Genomic DNA, 15,050 nt, shown 5'->3' with positions numbered 1-15,050 from the left:
ATAGCAAATCTGCATGGCGGCCGATAGACCGCCGGAAAAAGTCATTTGCAAAAGTCCGGATATTCCTTAGAATATGCGGCCTTTCGGGCACCCATGCCCGCTGTGCCTTTAGATTTGCAGCACCGACTACAGGAACGATGTTCACATGCTAACAATCCGTCTTGCCCTTGGCGGCTCCAAAAAGCGCCCGTTTTACCACTTGACCGTAACCGACAGCCGCAACCCGCGCGACGGTTCGCACAAGGAACAGGTTGGCTACTTCAACCCTGTTGCCCGTGGTCAGGAAGTTCGTCTGTCCGTGAACCAAGAGCGCGTAGCCTACTGGCTGAGCGTTGGTGCACAACCTTCTGAGCGCGTTGCTCAGTTGTTGAAGGAATCTGCTAAGGCTGCGGCCTGAGCAATATGAACGCGACGCCAGCTGTTGCTGATGATTTGATCGTTATCGGCAAGATTTATTCTGTTCACGGCGTTCGCGGCGAAGTGAAGGTGTATTCCTTTACTGATCCGATTAAGAACCTGCTGGATTACAAAACCTGGACGCTCAAGCGTGACGGCAATGTAAAGCAGGTAGAGCTGGTCAGCGGACGCGGGAATGACAAGTTCCTGGTCGCAAAGCTCAAGGGTCTCGATGATCGTGAAGAAGCTCGTCTTCTGGCCGGTTATGAGATCTGCGTGCCGCGCAACCTGTTCCCTGAACTGACCGACGGCGAGTACTACTGGTACCAGCTGGAAGGTCTCAAGGTCATCGACACCCTCGGGCAACTGTTCGGGAAGATCGATCACCTGCTGGAGACCGGCTCGAACGATGTCATGGTGGTCAAGCCTTGCGCTGGCAGCCTGGATGATCGCGAACGCCTGTTGCCCTATACCGAGCAATGCGTGTTGGCTGTCGACCTGGCAGCAGGCGAGATGAAGGTGGATTGGGACGCGGATTTCTAAGCGTGGCTAACTTGCGCGTAGAAGTGATCAGTCTGTTTCCCGAGATGTTCTCTGCCATCAGCGAGTACGGCATCACCAGTCGTGCGGTGAAACAGGGGCTCTTGCAGCTCACCTGTTGGAATCCGCGAGACTACACGACGGATCGACATCACACTGTGGACGATCGCCCGTTTGGCGGTGGTCCGGGCATGGTGATGAAGATCAAGCCCCTGGAAGATGCTCTGGTTCAGGCCAAGGCAGCAGCCGGGGAGGCGGCGAAGGTAATTTACCTGTCGCCCCAAGGCCGCCAGCTGACTCAGTCGGCGGTACGCGAGTTGGCGAATCTGGATGCATTGATCCTGATTGCCGGCCGCTATGAAGGCATTGACGAGCGTTTTATTGATGCTCATGTCGATGAAGAGTGGTCGATTGGCGACTATGTACTGTCTGGCGGCGAGCTGCCGGCGATGGTCCTGATCGATGCGGTTACACGACTGCTGCCTGGAGCTTTAGGGCATGCGGACTCCGCCGAGGAAGATTCCTTTACGGATGGTTTGCTGGATTGCCCGCACTACACCCGACCGGAGGTGTATGCGGATCAGCGTGTTCCCGACGTATTGCTAAGTGGCAATCACGCGCACATCCGGCGTTGGCGTTTACAGCAGTCCCTTGGTCGGACCTTTGAACGACGCGCCGATCTTCTGGAAAGCCGCTCGCTTTCTGGAGAAGAGAAGAAGCTGCTCGAGGAATACATCCGCGAGCGGGACGATAGTTAACAACGTATCGATGGTAGATCCGACGATTTACCTTAGGAGCACAGCATGACTAACAAAATCATCCTTGCACTCGAAGCAGAGCAGATGACCAAAGAGATCCCTACCTTTGCCCCGGGCGACACCATTGTCGTTCAGGTGAAAGTGAAGGAAGGCGACCGTTCGCGTCTGCAAGCGTTCGAAGGTGTTGTTATCGCCAAGCGTAACCGCGGCGTAAACAGTGCATTCACCGTTCGTAAAATCTCCAACGGTGTTGGCGTAGAGCGTACTTTCCAGACCTACTCCCCGCAAATCGACAGCATGGCTGTCAAGCGTCGCGGTGACGTACGTAAAGCCAAGCTGTACTACCTGCGCGACCTGTCGGGTAAAGCAGCTCGCATCAAGGAAAAACTGGCTTAAGTCCAGCTTCCGATGCAAAAAAAAGCAGCCTGCGGGCTGCTTTTTTGTTGCCTGCGATTTATCTTCGTTGACCGTGTTATCGGTCTTGCCTGAGCCTTTATGCCCGCCATTGATCATCCCCTGATAGACCAGTTCCTCGACGCTCTCTGGCTGGAGAAAGGACTTTCCGACAACACCCGCGATGCCTATCGCAGTGACCTGGCTCTGTTCAATGGCTGGCTGCAGGAAAAAGGCCTGGAGCCGATCAACGCCGGACGCGAATTGATCCTCGATCACCTGGCCTGGCGCCTGGAGCAAAACTATAAGCCCCGTTCAACGGCAAGGTTTCTCTCTGGCGTGCGTGGCTTCTATCGCTATCTGCTGCGGGAAAAGCTGATCGTCGTCGATCCGACCCTGCGCATCGATATGCCGCAACTGGGTAGGCCATTGCCCAAATCCTTGTCGGAAGCTGACGTTGACGCGCTGTTGGCTGCACCCGACCTCAGCGAAGCCATCGGCCAGCGTGACCGGGCGATGCTCGAAGTGCTTTATGCCTGTGGTCTGCGGGTGACGGAGCTGATCAGCCTGACCCTGGAACAGGTCAACCTGCGCCAGGGGGTGCTGCGCGTGATGGGCAAGGGCAGCAAGGAGCGGTTGGTGCCGATGGGCGAGGAGGCGATTGTCTGGGTCGAGCGCTACTTGCGTGAGGCCCGCAGCGAACTGCTTGGGGGGCGTCCCAGCGATGTGTTGTTCCCGAGTCAGCGTGGCGAGCAGATGACCCGCCAGACCTTCTGGCATCGGATCAAGCACCAGGCCAAGGTGGCGGGGATCGGCAAGTCGCTGTCGCCGCACACGTTGCGGCACGCTTTTGCCACACACTTGCTAAACCACGGCGCCGATTTACGGGTGGTGCAGATGCTCCTTGGTCACAGCGATCTGTCGACCACCCAGATTTACACACACGTCGCCCGCGCCCGCTTGCAAGACCTTCACGCAAAACACCATCCGCGCGGATGACCGTGTTCCCCCTGTAGGAGCTGCCGAAGGCTGCGATCTTTTGATTTGTTTTTTTAAGATCAAAAGATCGCAGCCTTCGGCAGCTCCTACAGGGAGCCTCATGCGTCGAGGTCAAAATGTCTTGCGTCAGGCGCATTCGGTCATGCGAACCTTATGTGATAGGCTTGGCCGGTTTGCACGATGGGCGGTTATGACCCGGTGTTTCGGCACGGGCGTTCTGATCGTCCCATATGTTCGCCTTCAGGAGTTCTCATGCGTCTGACCCAGATTTTCGCCGCCGCAGCCATTGCGTTGGTCAGCACCTTTGCCGTCGCCGATGACGCGGCCGACAAAGCCATTCGTAAAAGCCTGGAAAACCTCCAGCTCGAAGTGCCGGTAGAGACCATCACCGCCAGTCCGTTGCCGGGCCTGTACGAAGTCAAGCTCAAGGGCAGCCGTGTGCTGTACGCCAGCGCCGACGGCCAGTACGTGGTGCAGGGCTACCTGTTCGATCTCAAGGACGGCAAGCCGGTCAACCTGACCGAGAAGACCGAGCGCCTGGGCATCTCCAAGCTGATCAACGATATTCCGGTTGCAGAAACCGTGGTGTACCCGGCCATTGGCGAAACCAAGTCGCACATCACCGTGTTCACCGATACCACCTGCCCGTACTGCCACAAGCTCCACGCCGAAGTGCCGGAGCTGAACAAGCGCGGCATCGAAGTGCGTTACGTCGCGTTCCCGCGTCAGGGCCTGGGCTCGCCGGGTGACGAGCAACTGCAAGCTGTGTGGTGCTCGAAAGACAAGAAAGCGGCCATGGACAAAATGGTCGATGGCAAGGAAATCAAGGCCGCCAAGTGCGATAACCCGGTTTCCAAGCAGTTCGCTCTCGGCCAGTCGATCGGCGTGAACGGCACGCCGGCCATCGTTTTGGCCGACGGACAGGTCATTCCGGGCTACCAGCCTGCGCCACAAGTCGCCAAACTGGCGCTGGGCGCGAAGTAAATTCGCATCGTCACGGGCAGCCATTGACGATCATGGTCCGGCAGCGACATCGCCGGGCCATTAATAGAGAGCCGCGAGCATGCGGCTGTTTTCACGGCCGGCCTTGAGTCGGCCGTTTTATGGGGAGTTCACAGTGAAACCGGTCAAAGTAGGCATCTGTGGGTTAGGGACCGTCGGTGGCGGTACCTTCAACGTACTTCAGCGCAACGCCGAGGAAATTGCTCGTCGTGCCGGGCGTGGGATCGAAGTGGCACAAATTGCCATTCGCACGCCAAAGCCTCAGTTCCAAACGACCGGTATTGCGATTACCAGCGATGTCTTCGAAGTGGCCACGAACCCTGAGATCGACATCGTTATAGAGCTGATGGGCGGCTACACCGTTGCCCGCGAGCTGGTACTCAAGGCCATCGAGAATGGCAAGCATGTGGTCACCGCGAACAAGGCACTTATTGCTGTTCACGGTAATGAAATTTTCGCCAAGGCACGCGAGAAAGGCGTGATCGTTGCGTTCGAAGCGGCGGTGGCCGGTGGCATTCCGGTGATCAAGGCGATCCGCGAAGGCCTGTCCGCCAACCGTATCAACTGGGTGGCCGGCATCATCAACGGCACCGGCAACTTCATCCTGACGGAAATGCGCGAGAAGGGTCGCACCTTCGAGGACGTATTGGCCGAAGCCCAGGCTCTGGGTTACGCCGAAGCCGATCCGACCTTCGACGTTGAGGGGATCGACGCTGCTCACAAGCTGACGATCCTGGCCTCCATCGCGTTCGGCATCCCGCTGCAATTCGACAAGGCCTACACCGAAGGCATCACCAAGCTGACCACCGCTGACGTGAACTACGCCGAAGCGCTGGGCTACCGCATCAAGCACCTGGGCGTGGCGCGCAGCACCGCGGCCGGTATCGAACTGCGCGTGCACCCGACGCTGATCCCGGCCGATCGCCTGATCGCCAATGTCAACGGCGTGATGAATGCGGTGATGGTCAATGGCGATGCTGCCGGTTCGACCCTGTTCTACGGCGCTGGCGCCGGCATGGAGCCGACTGCTTCGTCGGTGATCGCCGACCTGGTGGACGTGGTTCGCGCCATGACATCTGACCCAGAGAACCGTGTACCGCACCTGGCGTTCCAGCCGGATTCGCTGTCGGCTCACCCGATCCTGCCGATCGAAGCCTGTGAAAGCGCCTATTACCTGCGCATTCAGGCCAAGGACCATCCGGGCGTATTGGCTCAGGTCGCGAGCATCCTCTCGGAGCGCGGCATCAACATCGAGTCGATCATGCAGAAGGAAGCCGAGGAGCACGACGGCCTGGTGCCGATGATCCTGCTGACCCACCGCGTGCTGGAACAGCACATCAACGATGCCATCGCTGCTTTGGAAGCCTTGGCGGGTGTGGTCGGTCCGGTTGTTCGGATCCGTGTCGAGCACCTGAATTAATTAAAAGCAGCGGCAAGCTGCAAGCTTCAAGCGGCAAGTCAAAGGCAGATAGGCTTTTACTTGCAGCTTGGAGCTTGAGGCTTGAAGCCCAAACCGAAGGTTTGCCCTTATGCGCTACATCAGTACCCGCGGCCAGGCACCGGCCCTGAATTTCGAAGACGTCCTGCTGGCAGGCCTTGCCACCGACGGCGGTCTGTACGTCCCGGAAAACCTGCCACGTTTCACCCAGGAGGAAATCGCTTCCTGGGCCGGCCTGCCGTATCACGAGCTGGCCTTCCGCGTCATGCGCCCGTTTGTTACCGGCAGTATTCCGGATGCCGATTTCAAAAAGATCCTTGAAGAAACCTACGGTGTATTCGCCCACAGCGCCGTTGCGCCGCTGCGCCAGCTGAACGGCAACGAATGGGTGCTGGAGCTGTTCCACGGCCCGACCCTGGCGTTCAAGGACTTCGCCCTGCAACTGCTTGGTCGCCTGCTCGACTACGTGCTGGAAAAGCGCGGCGAGCGTGTGGTGATCGTCGGTGCCACCTCCGGTGACACCGGTTCGGCTGCCATCGAAGGCTGCAAGCACTGCGAAAACGTCGACATCTTCATCCTGCACCCGCACAATCGCGTGTCCGAGGTGCAACGTCGGCAGATGACCACCATCTTCGGTGAAAACATCCACAACATCGCCATCGAAGGCAACTTCGATGACTGCCAGGAAATGGTCAAGGCCAGCTTTGCCGACCAAGGCTTCCTCAAGGGCACTCGCTTGGTCGCCGTGAACTCGATCAACTGGGCGCGGATCATGGCCCAGATCGTTTACTACTTCCACGCAGCCCTGCAGTTGGGCGGCCCGGCGCGCTCGGTGGCGTTCTCGGTGCCGACCGGCAACTTCGGCGACATCTTCGCCGGTTACCTGGCACGCAACATGGGCCTGCCGATCAACCAGTTGATCGTCGCCACCAACCGCAACGACATCCTGCACCGCTTCATGAGCGGCAACCAGTACGTCAAGGAAACCCTGCACGCCACGCTGTCGCCGTCCATGGACATCATGGTGTCGTCGAACTTCGAACGCCTGCTGTTCGACCTGCATGGCCGCAACGGCGCGGCAATCGCCGGACTGATGGATTCGTTCAAGCAAGGCGGCGGTTTCAGCGTCGAGCAAGAACGCTGGACCGAAGCCCGCAAGTTGTTCGACTCGCTGGCCGTGGATGACGCGCAAACCTGCGAAACCATCGCCGAAGTCTACGAGCAGACCGGTGAAGTGCTCGACCCGCACACGGCCATCGGGGTGAAAGCTGCACGCGAATGCCGTCGTAGCCTGGACATTCCAATGGTGATCCTGGGCACCGCCCACCCGGTCAAATTCCCGGACGCCGTGGAAAAAGCCGGTGTAGGAAAAGCACTCGAACTGCCTGTGCATCTTTCTGATTTGTTTGAACGAGACGAACGTTGCACCGTATTGCCAAATGACCTGAAGGCCGTGCAGGCCTTTGTCAGTCAGCATGGCAACCGTGGCAAGCCGCTGTAACCGGTCAGCGCTGTTACATTTTGAAGCCCGTCTCCTGACGGGCTTTTTCATTTCTGCATGCACACTTGTCGTGTTCTCGCCGCGAAGGGACAGGCGAGTGGATCACCAAGGACATGGGAATGCGGTTTACAAGTGTGTTCAAGCCAGTCGCGCGCTGGCTGGTTTTATTCGGCATTGTGGGAGTCGCCGAATGGGGAGGGGCAAGCCCTGCATCGATTCAGGAGCGTGGGAAGACTGTTGCACGTTCAGCGGTCGTGCTGGATGACCAGGAGCAGCAGTGGATAGCCAGCCATCCACGGGTCGTGGTCACGGCACTGGAATACCCGTTGTATCATTTCAAGGATGAGCAGGGTCAATGGACGGGCCTGAACAGTGACCTGCTCAAGCGCATCAGTGACATGACGGGGTTGCAGTTCGTTTACGAAGAGTCTTTTTCCGTTGATCAGATGCTGGCTCGTCTGGAAAGCGGCGCGGCGGATTTGAGCACCACGCTGTCAATGAATGACGAACGCCGGGCGTTTCTCGATTTCAGCCATGCGTACGGTGGTGCAGGATGGGCCTTTGTCGGGTTGGCCGGGGCACCGCCGGTGCAGTCGCTAGAGGATCTGGCGAAGCGGGTACTGGTGCTGCCGGCCCGGCATGCACTGGAAGCGATGATCCGTCGCGATTTTCCGTCCATCGAATTGCGTTCGGTCAAGACCTACGCCGAAGCCCGTGCCTGGGTTGAAAGCGGAGACGCCTATGCCACCATCGAAAGCGAAATCGGCGCCCAGTTTTTTCCGTCGGGCCGGCTACAGATCGGAGCTGCGGTGCCGGACAAATGGGATGCGGATTATCTGGCGGTGCGCAAAGGTCAGCCGCAGTTGCTGAGCATCCTCAACAAGGCGCTCGAGGCTTTTCCTGCTCAGGAGCTGCGCGATCTTCGCCGCAAGTGGTTCGGTGGCGCTACCACGGCACAGGCGCCTGGCCTCTGGCAGCGGCTTGACCAGTGGGTCTGCTGGGGCGTGTTTGTGCTCAGCCTGTTCGGCCTGTTGTCCCTGCTCTGGAACCGGCGGTTGGCGGTGGTCGTCAGGCAGCGGGTCGAGGCCCAAAGAAACCTGTGCGATCAGCTCGCATTCCAGCATGCCCTGATGGATGCCATGCCTGACCCGATGTTTGTCCGTGACCTGCAAGGGCGTTTGATCATGTGCAACAAAAGTTATGAGGACGCCTTGTCGACACGTTTTGACCGGATGCAGGGGCGGCAGTTGATCGAGGTCGATGTCATGCCCAGACAAACCGCGGAGCTGCTGCATGCCGAGCTGATGGAGCAGTTGAGTACGCGCAGGACGCGCTTCTTCGAACGTCAATTGCTGTTCAAGGAGGGTGTCCGGAATATCTACCAGTGGACAGTGCCGTTTTACACGGCGGATGGCCAGATGAAAGGCTTGTTGGGAGGCTGGGCCGACATCGCCCGGCGTACCCGACAAACGTGACGGCCGGGTTTTTTCTCTGTCATGTTCACCGTGCATGCTCTCTTGACTGTACGGCAGGTTCGCCTGCGGTCAGTAGCCAGAACTTTCTTCTCGGGCCAGCGGTCATCTGTTGTAGGCATGCCCCAGGCACGTTGTTTTCGGACTATTGAGTGGTGATCGGGATGGAAAGTATCAGTCTGTTGCTCGGTGAGGCGCTGAGCCCGTATCAGGTTACATTGACCCCGTCAGGCATTCGTGGCGAATGTCGGGTGACCCTGAAAAATGCTATCGGCGCGACCGTGGTCGAGCGCGAATTCAATCAGGCCCAGTTGAATGACAAGCGCCTGCTGACGGATGTGGTCGACGGTTTGCATCGCGACGTGCTGATCGCTGAAGGACGCCTTGAGCCTTGTGTCATCGCGGCATTGCGTAATGCTGCCCGGGACAAGCTTCTGGCCAGCCGCAATTGAACGGATTTTTGTGGGAACCTTCCCACGCCCAGGTCAGTCAGACTTTGTAACAGCAGGATCAAGCATTGTGCTCCGGTGCTTGTAGCTTGCTGCTACTGGTCTCCAAGCAGACCACGTTTAACCCCGAGTCGTTTCCCCACTTCTCGGGGTTTCTTTTTGCCCGTGATTGATCATGGCTGCGCCAGATTGTCGAAAAACGCCTTGGTGTCTTTCAGGTATTCACTGCGGCTTTGCGGATCCAGCCAGGCGGCATAGGCCTCGTCCAGGCGCTCGCGGGGCAGGGTGCGCAGCACCTGATTGATTTCGGCAATGGCTTGTCGGCCCTTTGGCGTATCGGTGCAACCGATGTAGCCGGACAGGTATTTGCCCGTGCCACGGATTGGATAGAACTGCAATTCATCCTCGGCGATGCCTTGCAGCGAAGCCTGGTAGCGGATTTCCGGACGATAGCCCAACAGTAGGCGCAAACGCCCAAGGCGCTGCATTTGCAGGAGGCTGCCCAAGGCGTCGTTGCCGTAATGAGGCGTCAGCACGTCGGCGGGTGCTTGCTTGAGCAGCCCGTCGAGGTACTCGCCGTAATTGCGTTCGGCGATGATCCCCAGTTTTTCGTTGCCGCTGGCGAGCAACTCGGCGAGGTCCACTTCGCCATCCTTGATAAAGGGGGCCAGTACCTTCTGGTCAACGCGCCGCACGGCCAGGCCATTGCTCATCGCACGAAAGACCGGGATGGAAAAGGCGATCCACTGTTCCCGTTCCTTGCTCCAGTTCAGCGCCGTGTCGCAGACGAGGGACGGTTCGTGAAGCATTTGCAGGCCGCGCGCGCGATTGACCCTCATCACGCTGTGCTGGTACTGCGGCATGCCGGCAATCAACAGAGGAAGCAGTTGATCGATGACACCCTGGCCCTTTTTCGGTCCGTCGAAGATCGTCAGCGGCGGCAGGTCGCGTTTGAGCCAGATCAGGGTTTCCCTGGATTGCGCCAGGGCTGACGGGACCGGTTCAATGAGCAAGGTCGCCAGCACGCAAAGCACACAGCCAGCGCGCAACGGGCAGTACCGAATGACCCATGCAGGCAGGCGCCTCAGTTCAGATGGCTCCGTCTTTGCGCAACTGTGCGATCTGCGTCGCGTCATAGCCAAGTTCCTGGAGTACCTGTGCGTTGTGCTCACCCAGTTGTGGCCCGACCCATTCACATTCACCGGGTGTCTCTGAGAGTTTCGGCACGATTCCCGGCATCTTGAAGTCTTTACCGTCCGGCAGTTTGGCCTGCAGGAACATTTCACGTGCCAGGTACTGAGGGTCATTGAACATGTCTTCGGCGCTGAAGATCCGGCTGGCCGGCACGTCGGCCTGATTGAGCAGCGCCAGCACCCTGTCCAGCGGCAGCGAATTGACCCAACGATCGATGACGCCATAGAGCTCGTCGCGCCGCGCATCACGGCCATCGTTGCTGGCAAGCAGAGGGTCGTTGGCGAGGTCTTCCCGGCCAATGATCAGCATGAAGCGCTTGAAAATGGCGTCGCCATTGGCGCCGATCTGCACGTGCTTGCCGTCGGCGCTGGTGTGGATCGAGGACGGGGTGATGCCCGGCATGATATTGCCCGTGCGTTCGCGGATGAAGCCGAACACGTCGAATTCCGGGACCATGCTTTCCATCATGGCGAAGATGGCTTCATACAGCGCCACGTCCACCACTTGCCCCTGGCCGCCGTTGACCTCGCGATGACGCAGGGCCATCAACGCACCGATCACGCCCCAGAGCGCGGCAATCGAGTCACCGATGGAAATGCCGGTGCGCACCGGTGGCCGGTCTTCGAAGCCGGTGATGTAGCGCAGACCGCCCATGGACTCGCCGACCGCGCCAAAGCCGGGCTGATCTTTCATCGGGCCGGTCTGGCCGAAACCCGACAGCCGCACCATGACCAGTTTCGGGTTCAAGGCGTGCAGGACGTCCCAGCCCAGGCCGAGCTTTTCCAGGACGCCGGGACGAAAGTTCTCGATCAGAATGTCGGCTTCACCGAGCAACTGTTTCAGGATCGCCTGACCGTCGGGGTGCTTGAGATTGAGGGTCAGGGACTTTTTGTTGCGCGCCTGGACGAACCACCACAACGAAGTGCCTTCATACAATTTGCGCCATTTGCGTAATGGATCACCGCCGTCCGGGGATTCGATCTTGATCACATCGGCACCGAATTCAGCGCAAATGCGTGAAGCAAACGGGCCGGCAATCAAGGTACCCAATTCGATGACTTTCAGACCGGAAAGCGGTTTGGCGGTGAACGGCATGCGGGATCCTGCTGGACAAGGGATGGGCGAATACAGCGTTTTAACATAGCCGACTGTCAGGCGCTTCAGGTTGATCACCTTCAATTCGTGGATTGCCCGTCGCATCGGTTAGACTTGCCGCCTTTCCTCGTATCAAGAAGCCCGTTCATGGCCCAGCCGTCCACGACCTACAAGTTTGAACTGAACCTCACCGACCTCGACCGCAGCGTCTATGAGAGCGTGAAGCAGACCATCGCCCGTCACCCTTCGGAAACCGAGGAGCGCATGACCGTGCGCCTGCTGGCCTACGCCCTCTGGTACAACGAACAGCTGTCGTTCGGCCGTGGTCTGTCGGAAGTGGATGAGCCGGCCTTGTGGGAAAAAAGCCTGGATGACCGCGTCCTGCACTGGATCGAAGTCGGCCAGCCGGATGCCGAGCGCCTGACCTGGTGCTCGCGCCGCACCGAGCGCACCAGCCTGCTGGCCTACGGCAGCCTGCGTGTGTGGGAAGGCAAAGTGGTGCCCGCGGTGAAAAACCTGAAAAACGTCAACATCGCTGCCGTGCCTCAGGAAGTCCTGGAGACCCTGGCCAAAGACATGCCACGCGTCATCAAGTGGGATGTGATGATCAGCGAAGGGACGATCTTCGTCACCGACGACCGTGGTCAGCACGAAGTGCAGTTGCAGTGGCTGGCCGGTGAGCGCGGCTGATTATTCGCCGCTCTAGCGCGTCACCCGGTTTTATCCTACGTATTGAAGAGAAGCATCTTTCGCCCCATGCGCATCGAACCTCGCCTGCTGCCCGACACCCTGCCATTCCTCGGTGATATTCCGCCCCTGCTGACCCGCCTGTACGCGGCGCGGGGCGTGCAATCCGAGGCGGAACTGGACAAGAGCCTGGCGCGGCTGATTCCGTTCCAGCAGCTCAAGGGCATTGATGCCGCCGTGGATTTACTGGTGACGGCGCTCGAACAGCGCCAGCGCATTCTGATCGTCGGCGACTTCGATGCCGACGGCGCAACGGCGAGCACCGTGGGCACGCTGGGGCTGCGTTTGCTGGGGGCGGCGCATGTCGATTATCTGGTGCCGAACCGTTTCGACTACGGCTACGGCCTGACCCCGGAGATCGTCGCGGTCGCGCTGGAGCGCCAGCCACATTTGCTGATTACCGTGGATAACGGCATCTCCAGCGTCGAAGGCGTGGCAGCGGCGAAAAAGGCCGGGCTCAAGGTGCTGGTTACCGATCACCACTTGCCCGGCGACGAACTGCCGTTGGCCGACGCCATCGTCAATCCGAACCAGCCAGGTTGCGAGTTTCCGAGTAAGGCCCTGGCCGGTGTCGGGGTGATTTTCTATGTGCTGATGGCTCTGCGTGCGCGTTTGCGCGAGCTCGGCTGGTACGCCAGCAAGCCGCAGCCGAATATCGGCGAATTGCTCGATCTGGTGGCCTTGGGCAGCGTGGCCGACGTCGTGCCGCTGGATGCCAACAACCGGATTCTGGTGCATCAGGGCCTCGAGCGGATTCGCGCCGGACGTGCCCGGCCGGGAGTCAAGGCGATCCTCGAGGTGGCCAAGCGTGACCACGCGCGCATCACCTCCACCGACCTGGGTTTCATCGTCGGTCCACGCCTGAACGCCGCAGGGCGTCTGGATGACATGAGCCTGGGCATCGAATGCCTGTTGACCGAAGACGCAGCTCTGGCCCGTGAGATGGCGGCTCAACTGGACGGCATGAACCAGGATCGCAAATCCATCGAGCAGGGCATGCAGCGCGAAGCGCTGACCCAGCTCAAGGATCTGCCGGTGGAGTCGATGCCGTTCGGCTTGTGCCTGTTCGATCCCGAGTGGCATCAGGGCGTCATCGGTATCCTCGCGTCACGGATGAAAGAGCGTTATTTCCGCCCGACCATCGCCTTTGCCGATGCCGGTGACGGCCTCCTCAAGGGTTCTGGGCGTTCGGTCCAGGGCTTTCACATCCGCGACGCCCTGAGCGTGGTGGCGGCGCAGCATCCGAATCTGATCACCAAGTATGGTGGCCACGCAATGGCGGCTGGCCTGACGCTGCCGGAAGCGAATTTCCCCTTGTTCGCCGAGGCCTTTGACGCTGAAGTGCGCCGGCAACTGCGCGAAGAAGACCTGACTGGCCGCTTGTTGTCGGACGGCACCCTGGCAGTGGAAGAGTTTCACCTGGAACTGGCCCGCGCCCTGCGGCATGCCGGCCCTTGGGGGCAGCACTTCCCGGAACCGTTGTTTCATGGTGTGTTCCAGTTGGTCGAGCAGCGCGTGGTGGGCGAACGGCACCTCAAAGTGGTGCTCAAAAGTGAATGTGGTTCGGTGAAACTCGACGGCATTGCCTTCGGGATCGACCGCGACATCTGGCCGAATCCGACCATCAAGTGGGTGGAACTGGCCTACAAGCTCGACCTCAACGAGTTTCGTGGCAACGAGACGGTTCAACTGCTGATTGCCCACATCGAACCGCGTTGAACCCACCCCTTGTAGGAGCGAGCTCGCTCCTACAAGGGGGCGACATCCCTCGATGTCGACTAGGCTCTAATCACTGCTTGATTTTGGTCTTGTGACGTTTTGTCGAATTTTTTGCCCGCGGGGGCGGGTGTTGTACCTTTTTCCTGTCACTCGTCGACTATTCAAACAGAACCTGGAGCCTGCCCACTGATTCGAGAGGTGCCCCATGAGTCTGCTGCTTGAACCCTTTACCCTTCGCCAATTGACCCTGCCCAACCGCATCGCGGTATCGCCGATGTGCCAGTATTCCAGTGCCGACGGCCTGGCCAATGACTGGCACCTGGTCCACCTCGGCAGCCGCGCTGTCGGCGGGGCCGGGCTGGTGTTTACCGAAGCCACGGCGGTCACCGCCGACGGGCGTATCACGGCTCAGGACCTCGGTCTGTGGAATGACGAGCAGATCGAACCCTTGCAACGTATCACCCGCTTCATCAACGCCCAGGGCGGCGTTGCCGGCATTCAACTGGCCCATGCCGGGCGCAAGGCCAGTACCTACCGGCCATGGCTTGGCAAGCACGGCAGCGTCAAACCCGACGAGGGCGGCTGGGTGCCGGTCGGACCTTCACCGATTGCGTTCGACCCACAGCACACTCAACCCAGACAACTGGATGACGAAGAGATCGCCCAAGTGATCCAGGCCTTTGTCGATGCGGCAAAGCGCTCGCTGACGGCCGGTTTCAAGGTGGTCGAAGTGCATGCCGCCCATGGCTACCTGCTGCATCAGTTCCTGTCGCCGTTGAGCAATCAGCGTCGCGATCAATATGGCGGTTCGTTCGAAAATCGCATTCGGCTGGTGCTGCAAGTCACCGAAGCGATACGTGCGGTTTGGCCTGAAGAGTTGCCGGTGTTTGTCCGGGTGTCGGCCACCGACTGGGTCGAAGACGGCTGGAATCCCGATGAAACCGTGGAACTGGCACGTCGCCTCAAAGCCTTGGGCGTGGACCTGATCGACGTCTCATCGGGCGGAACGGCGGTGAATGCCGAAATTCCCACAGGCCCCGGTTACCAGACCCGCTTCGCCGAACGTGTGCGCAAGGAGTCGGGCATGGCCACCGGCACGGTCGGCATGATCACCGAGCCGGCCCAGGCCGAACACATCCTGCGCACCTGCCAGGCGGACATCATCTTCCTGGCCCGTGAGTTGTTGCGCGATCCGTACTGGGCGCTGCACGCCGATGATGATCTGGGCGGGCACAAGGCCGTGTGGCCGGCGCAGTACCAGCGGGCGACTCACCGTGAGCAGCCGATTCACGAATCGGATTTGCGCGACTGAAATCCATTGATAAGCAAAAGCCCCTGAATCGCGAG

15 protein-coding genes are annotated in these 15,050 nt (G+C 59.5%); 13 read left to right on the top strand and 2 right to left on the bottom strand.

What is annotated here, in order from left to right; translation table 11 throughout:
- Nucleotides 1–145 precede the first annotated feature (145 nt).
- The 10 genes from rpsP to CD175_RS13710 all read left to right on the top strand — a co-directional run bounded on the left by rpsP (nt 146) and on the right by CD175_RS13710 (nt 8,951).
- The gene (gene rpsP / locus CD175_RS13760) at nt 146–397 is read left to right on the top strand and encodes a 30S ribosomal protein S16 (protein WP_007972721.1); all 252 of its coding nucleotides are present in this window, start codon (nt 146–148) and stop codon (nt 395–397) included.
- A 5-nt stretch (nt 398–402) separates the two neighbouring features.
- Nucleotides 403–939 carry a ribosome maturation factor RimM gene (gene rimM / locus CD175_RS13755; RefSeq protein WP_007972729.1) on the top strand — a complete coding sequence of 179 codons (537 nt, stop codon included), beginning with the start codon at nt 403–405 and terminating at the stop codon, nt 937–939.
- Between the two features lie 2 nt (nt 940–941).
- Nucleotides 942–1,694 (top strand): tRNA (guanosine(37)-N1)-methyltransferase TrmD, encoded by a 753-nt coding sequence (gene trmD, locus CD175_RS13750; protein WP_007897583.1) that lies wholly within the window; start codon nt 942–944, stop codon nt 1,692–1,694.
- Between the two features lie 45 nt (nt 1,695–1,739).
- Nucleotides 1,740–2,090 (top strand): 50S ribosomal protein L19, encoded by a 351-nt coding sequence (gene rplS / locus CD175_RS13745; protein ID WP_003175895.1) that lies wholly within the window; start codon nt 1,740–1,742, stop codon nt 2,088–2,090.
- Between the two features lie 99 nt (nt 2,091–2,189).
- Nucleotides 2,190–3,086, top strand: coding sequence for a site-specific tyrosine recombinase XerD (xerD, locus tag CD175_RS13740; protein ID WP_104449304.1), 897 nt, complete (start codon nt 2,190–2,192; stop codon nt 3,084–3,086).
- A 252-nt stretch (nt 3,087–3,338) separates the two neighbouring features.
- A complete protein-coding gene (gene dsbC, locus CD175_RS13730; protein WP_007971283.1) occupies nt 3,339–4,070 on the top strand; it encodes a bifunctional protein-disulfide isomerase/oxidoreductase DsbC in 732 nt (243 codons plus the stop codon).
- 133 nt (nt 4,071–4,203) lie between these two features.
- Nucleotides 4,204–5,508: a homoserine dehydrogenase gene (locus CD175_RS13725; protein ID WP_104449445.1), complete on the top strand. Its 1,305-nt coding sequence runs from the start codon at nt 4,204–4,206 to the stop codon at nt 5,506–5,508.
- A 109-nt stretch (nt 5,509–5,617) separates the two neighbouring features.
- Complete coding sequence (gene thrC / locus CD175_RS13720) at nt 5,618–7,027, top strand: threonine synthase (RefSeq protein ID WP_007971289.1); 1,410 nt, start codon at nt 5,618–5,620, stop codon at nt 7,025–7,027.
- Nucleotides 7,028–7,146: 119 nt separating this feature from the next.
- Entirely contained in the window at nt 7,147–8,502 is a 1,356-nt protein-coding gene (locus tag CD175_RS13715) for a transporter substrate-binding domain-containing protein (protein WP_104449303.1), read from the top strand.
- Between the two features lie 161 nt (nt 8,503–8,663).
- Nucleotides 8,664–8,951, top strand: a complete 288-nt coding sequence (locus tag CD175_RS13710; RefSeq protein WP_007971293.1) for a DUF3509 domain-containing protein — start codon at nt 8,664–8,666, stop codon at nt 8,949–8,951.
- A 170-nt stretch (nt 8,952–9,121) separates the two neighbouring features.
- Here the strand turns inward: CD175_RS13710 and CD175_RS13705 are convergent, their stop codons facing one another.
- Nucleotides 9,122–10,084, bottom strand: a complete 963-nt coding sequence (locus CD175_RS13705) for a TIGR02285 family protein (RefSeq protein ID WP_104449302.1) — start codon at nt 10,082–10,084, stop codon at nt 9,122–9,124.
- The gene (locus CD175_RS13700) at nt 10,038–11,237 is read right to left on the bottom strand and encodes a CaiB/BaiF CoA transferase family protein (RefSeq protein ID WP_104449301.1); all 1,200 of its coding nucleotides are present in this window, start codon (nt 11,235–11,237) and stop codon (nt 10,038–10,040) included. Before CD175_RS13700 ends, CD175_RS13705 begins: the two co-directional genes overlap by 47 nt.
- A gap of 147 nt (nt 11,238–11,384) precedes the next feature.
- Here CD175_RS13700 and CD175_RS13695 point away from each other — a divergent pair, with 147 nt between their 5' ends.
- The 3 genes from CD175_RS13695 (at nt 11,385) to CD175_RS13685 (ending at nt 15,015) form a co-directional block, all read left to right on the top strand.
- Nucleotides 11,385–11,927, top strand: coding sequence for a YaeQ family protein (locus CD175_RS13695; protein ID WP_007971297.1), 543 nt, complete (start codon nt 11,385–11,387; stop codon nt 11,925–11,927).
- 66 nt (nt 11,928–11,993) lie between these two features.
- Nucleotides 11,994–13,703 (top strand): single-stranded-DNA-specific exonuclease RecJ, encoded by a 1,710-nt coding sequence (gene recJ, locus CD175_RS13690; protein ID WP_104449300.1) that lies wholly within the window; start codon nt 11,994–11,996, stop codon nt 13,701–13,703.
- 205 nt (nt 13,704–13,908) lie between these two features.
- The gene (locus tag CD175_RS13685; protein ID WP_102698461.1) at nt 13,909–15,015 is read left to right on the top strand and encodes an NADH:flavin oxidoreductase/NADH oxidase; all 1,107 of its coding nucleotides are present in this window, start codon (nt 13,909–13,911) and stop codon (nt 15,013–15,015) included.
- The last annotated feature ends 35 nt before the right edge of the window (nt 15,016–15,050 follow it).

The organism is Pseudomonas laurylsulfatiphila (assembly GCF_002934665.1).
GTDB classification, from domain to species: Bacteria; Pseudomonadota; Gammaproteobacteria; order Pseudomonadales; family Pseudomonadaceae; genus Aquipseudomonas; species Aquipseudomonas laurylsulfatiphila.
Note: the sequence above shows the minus strand (reverse complement) of the source record. Positions and strands in the feature narration are given on the sequence as shown.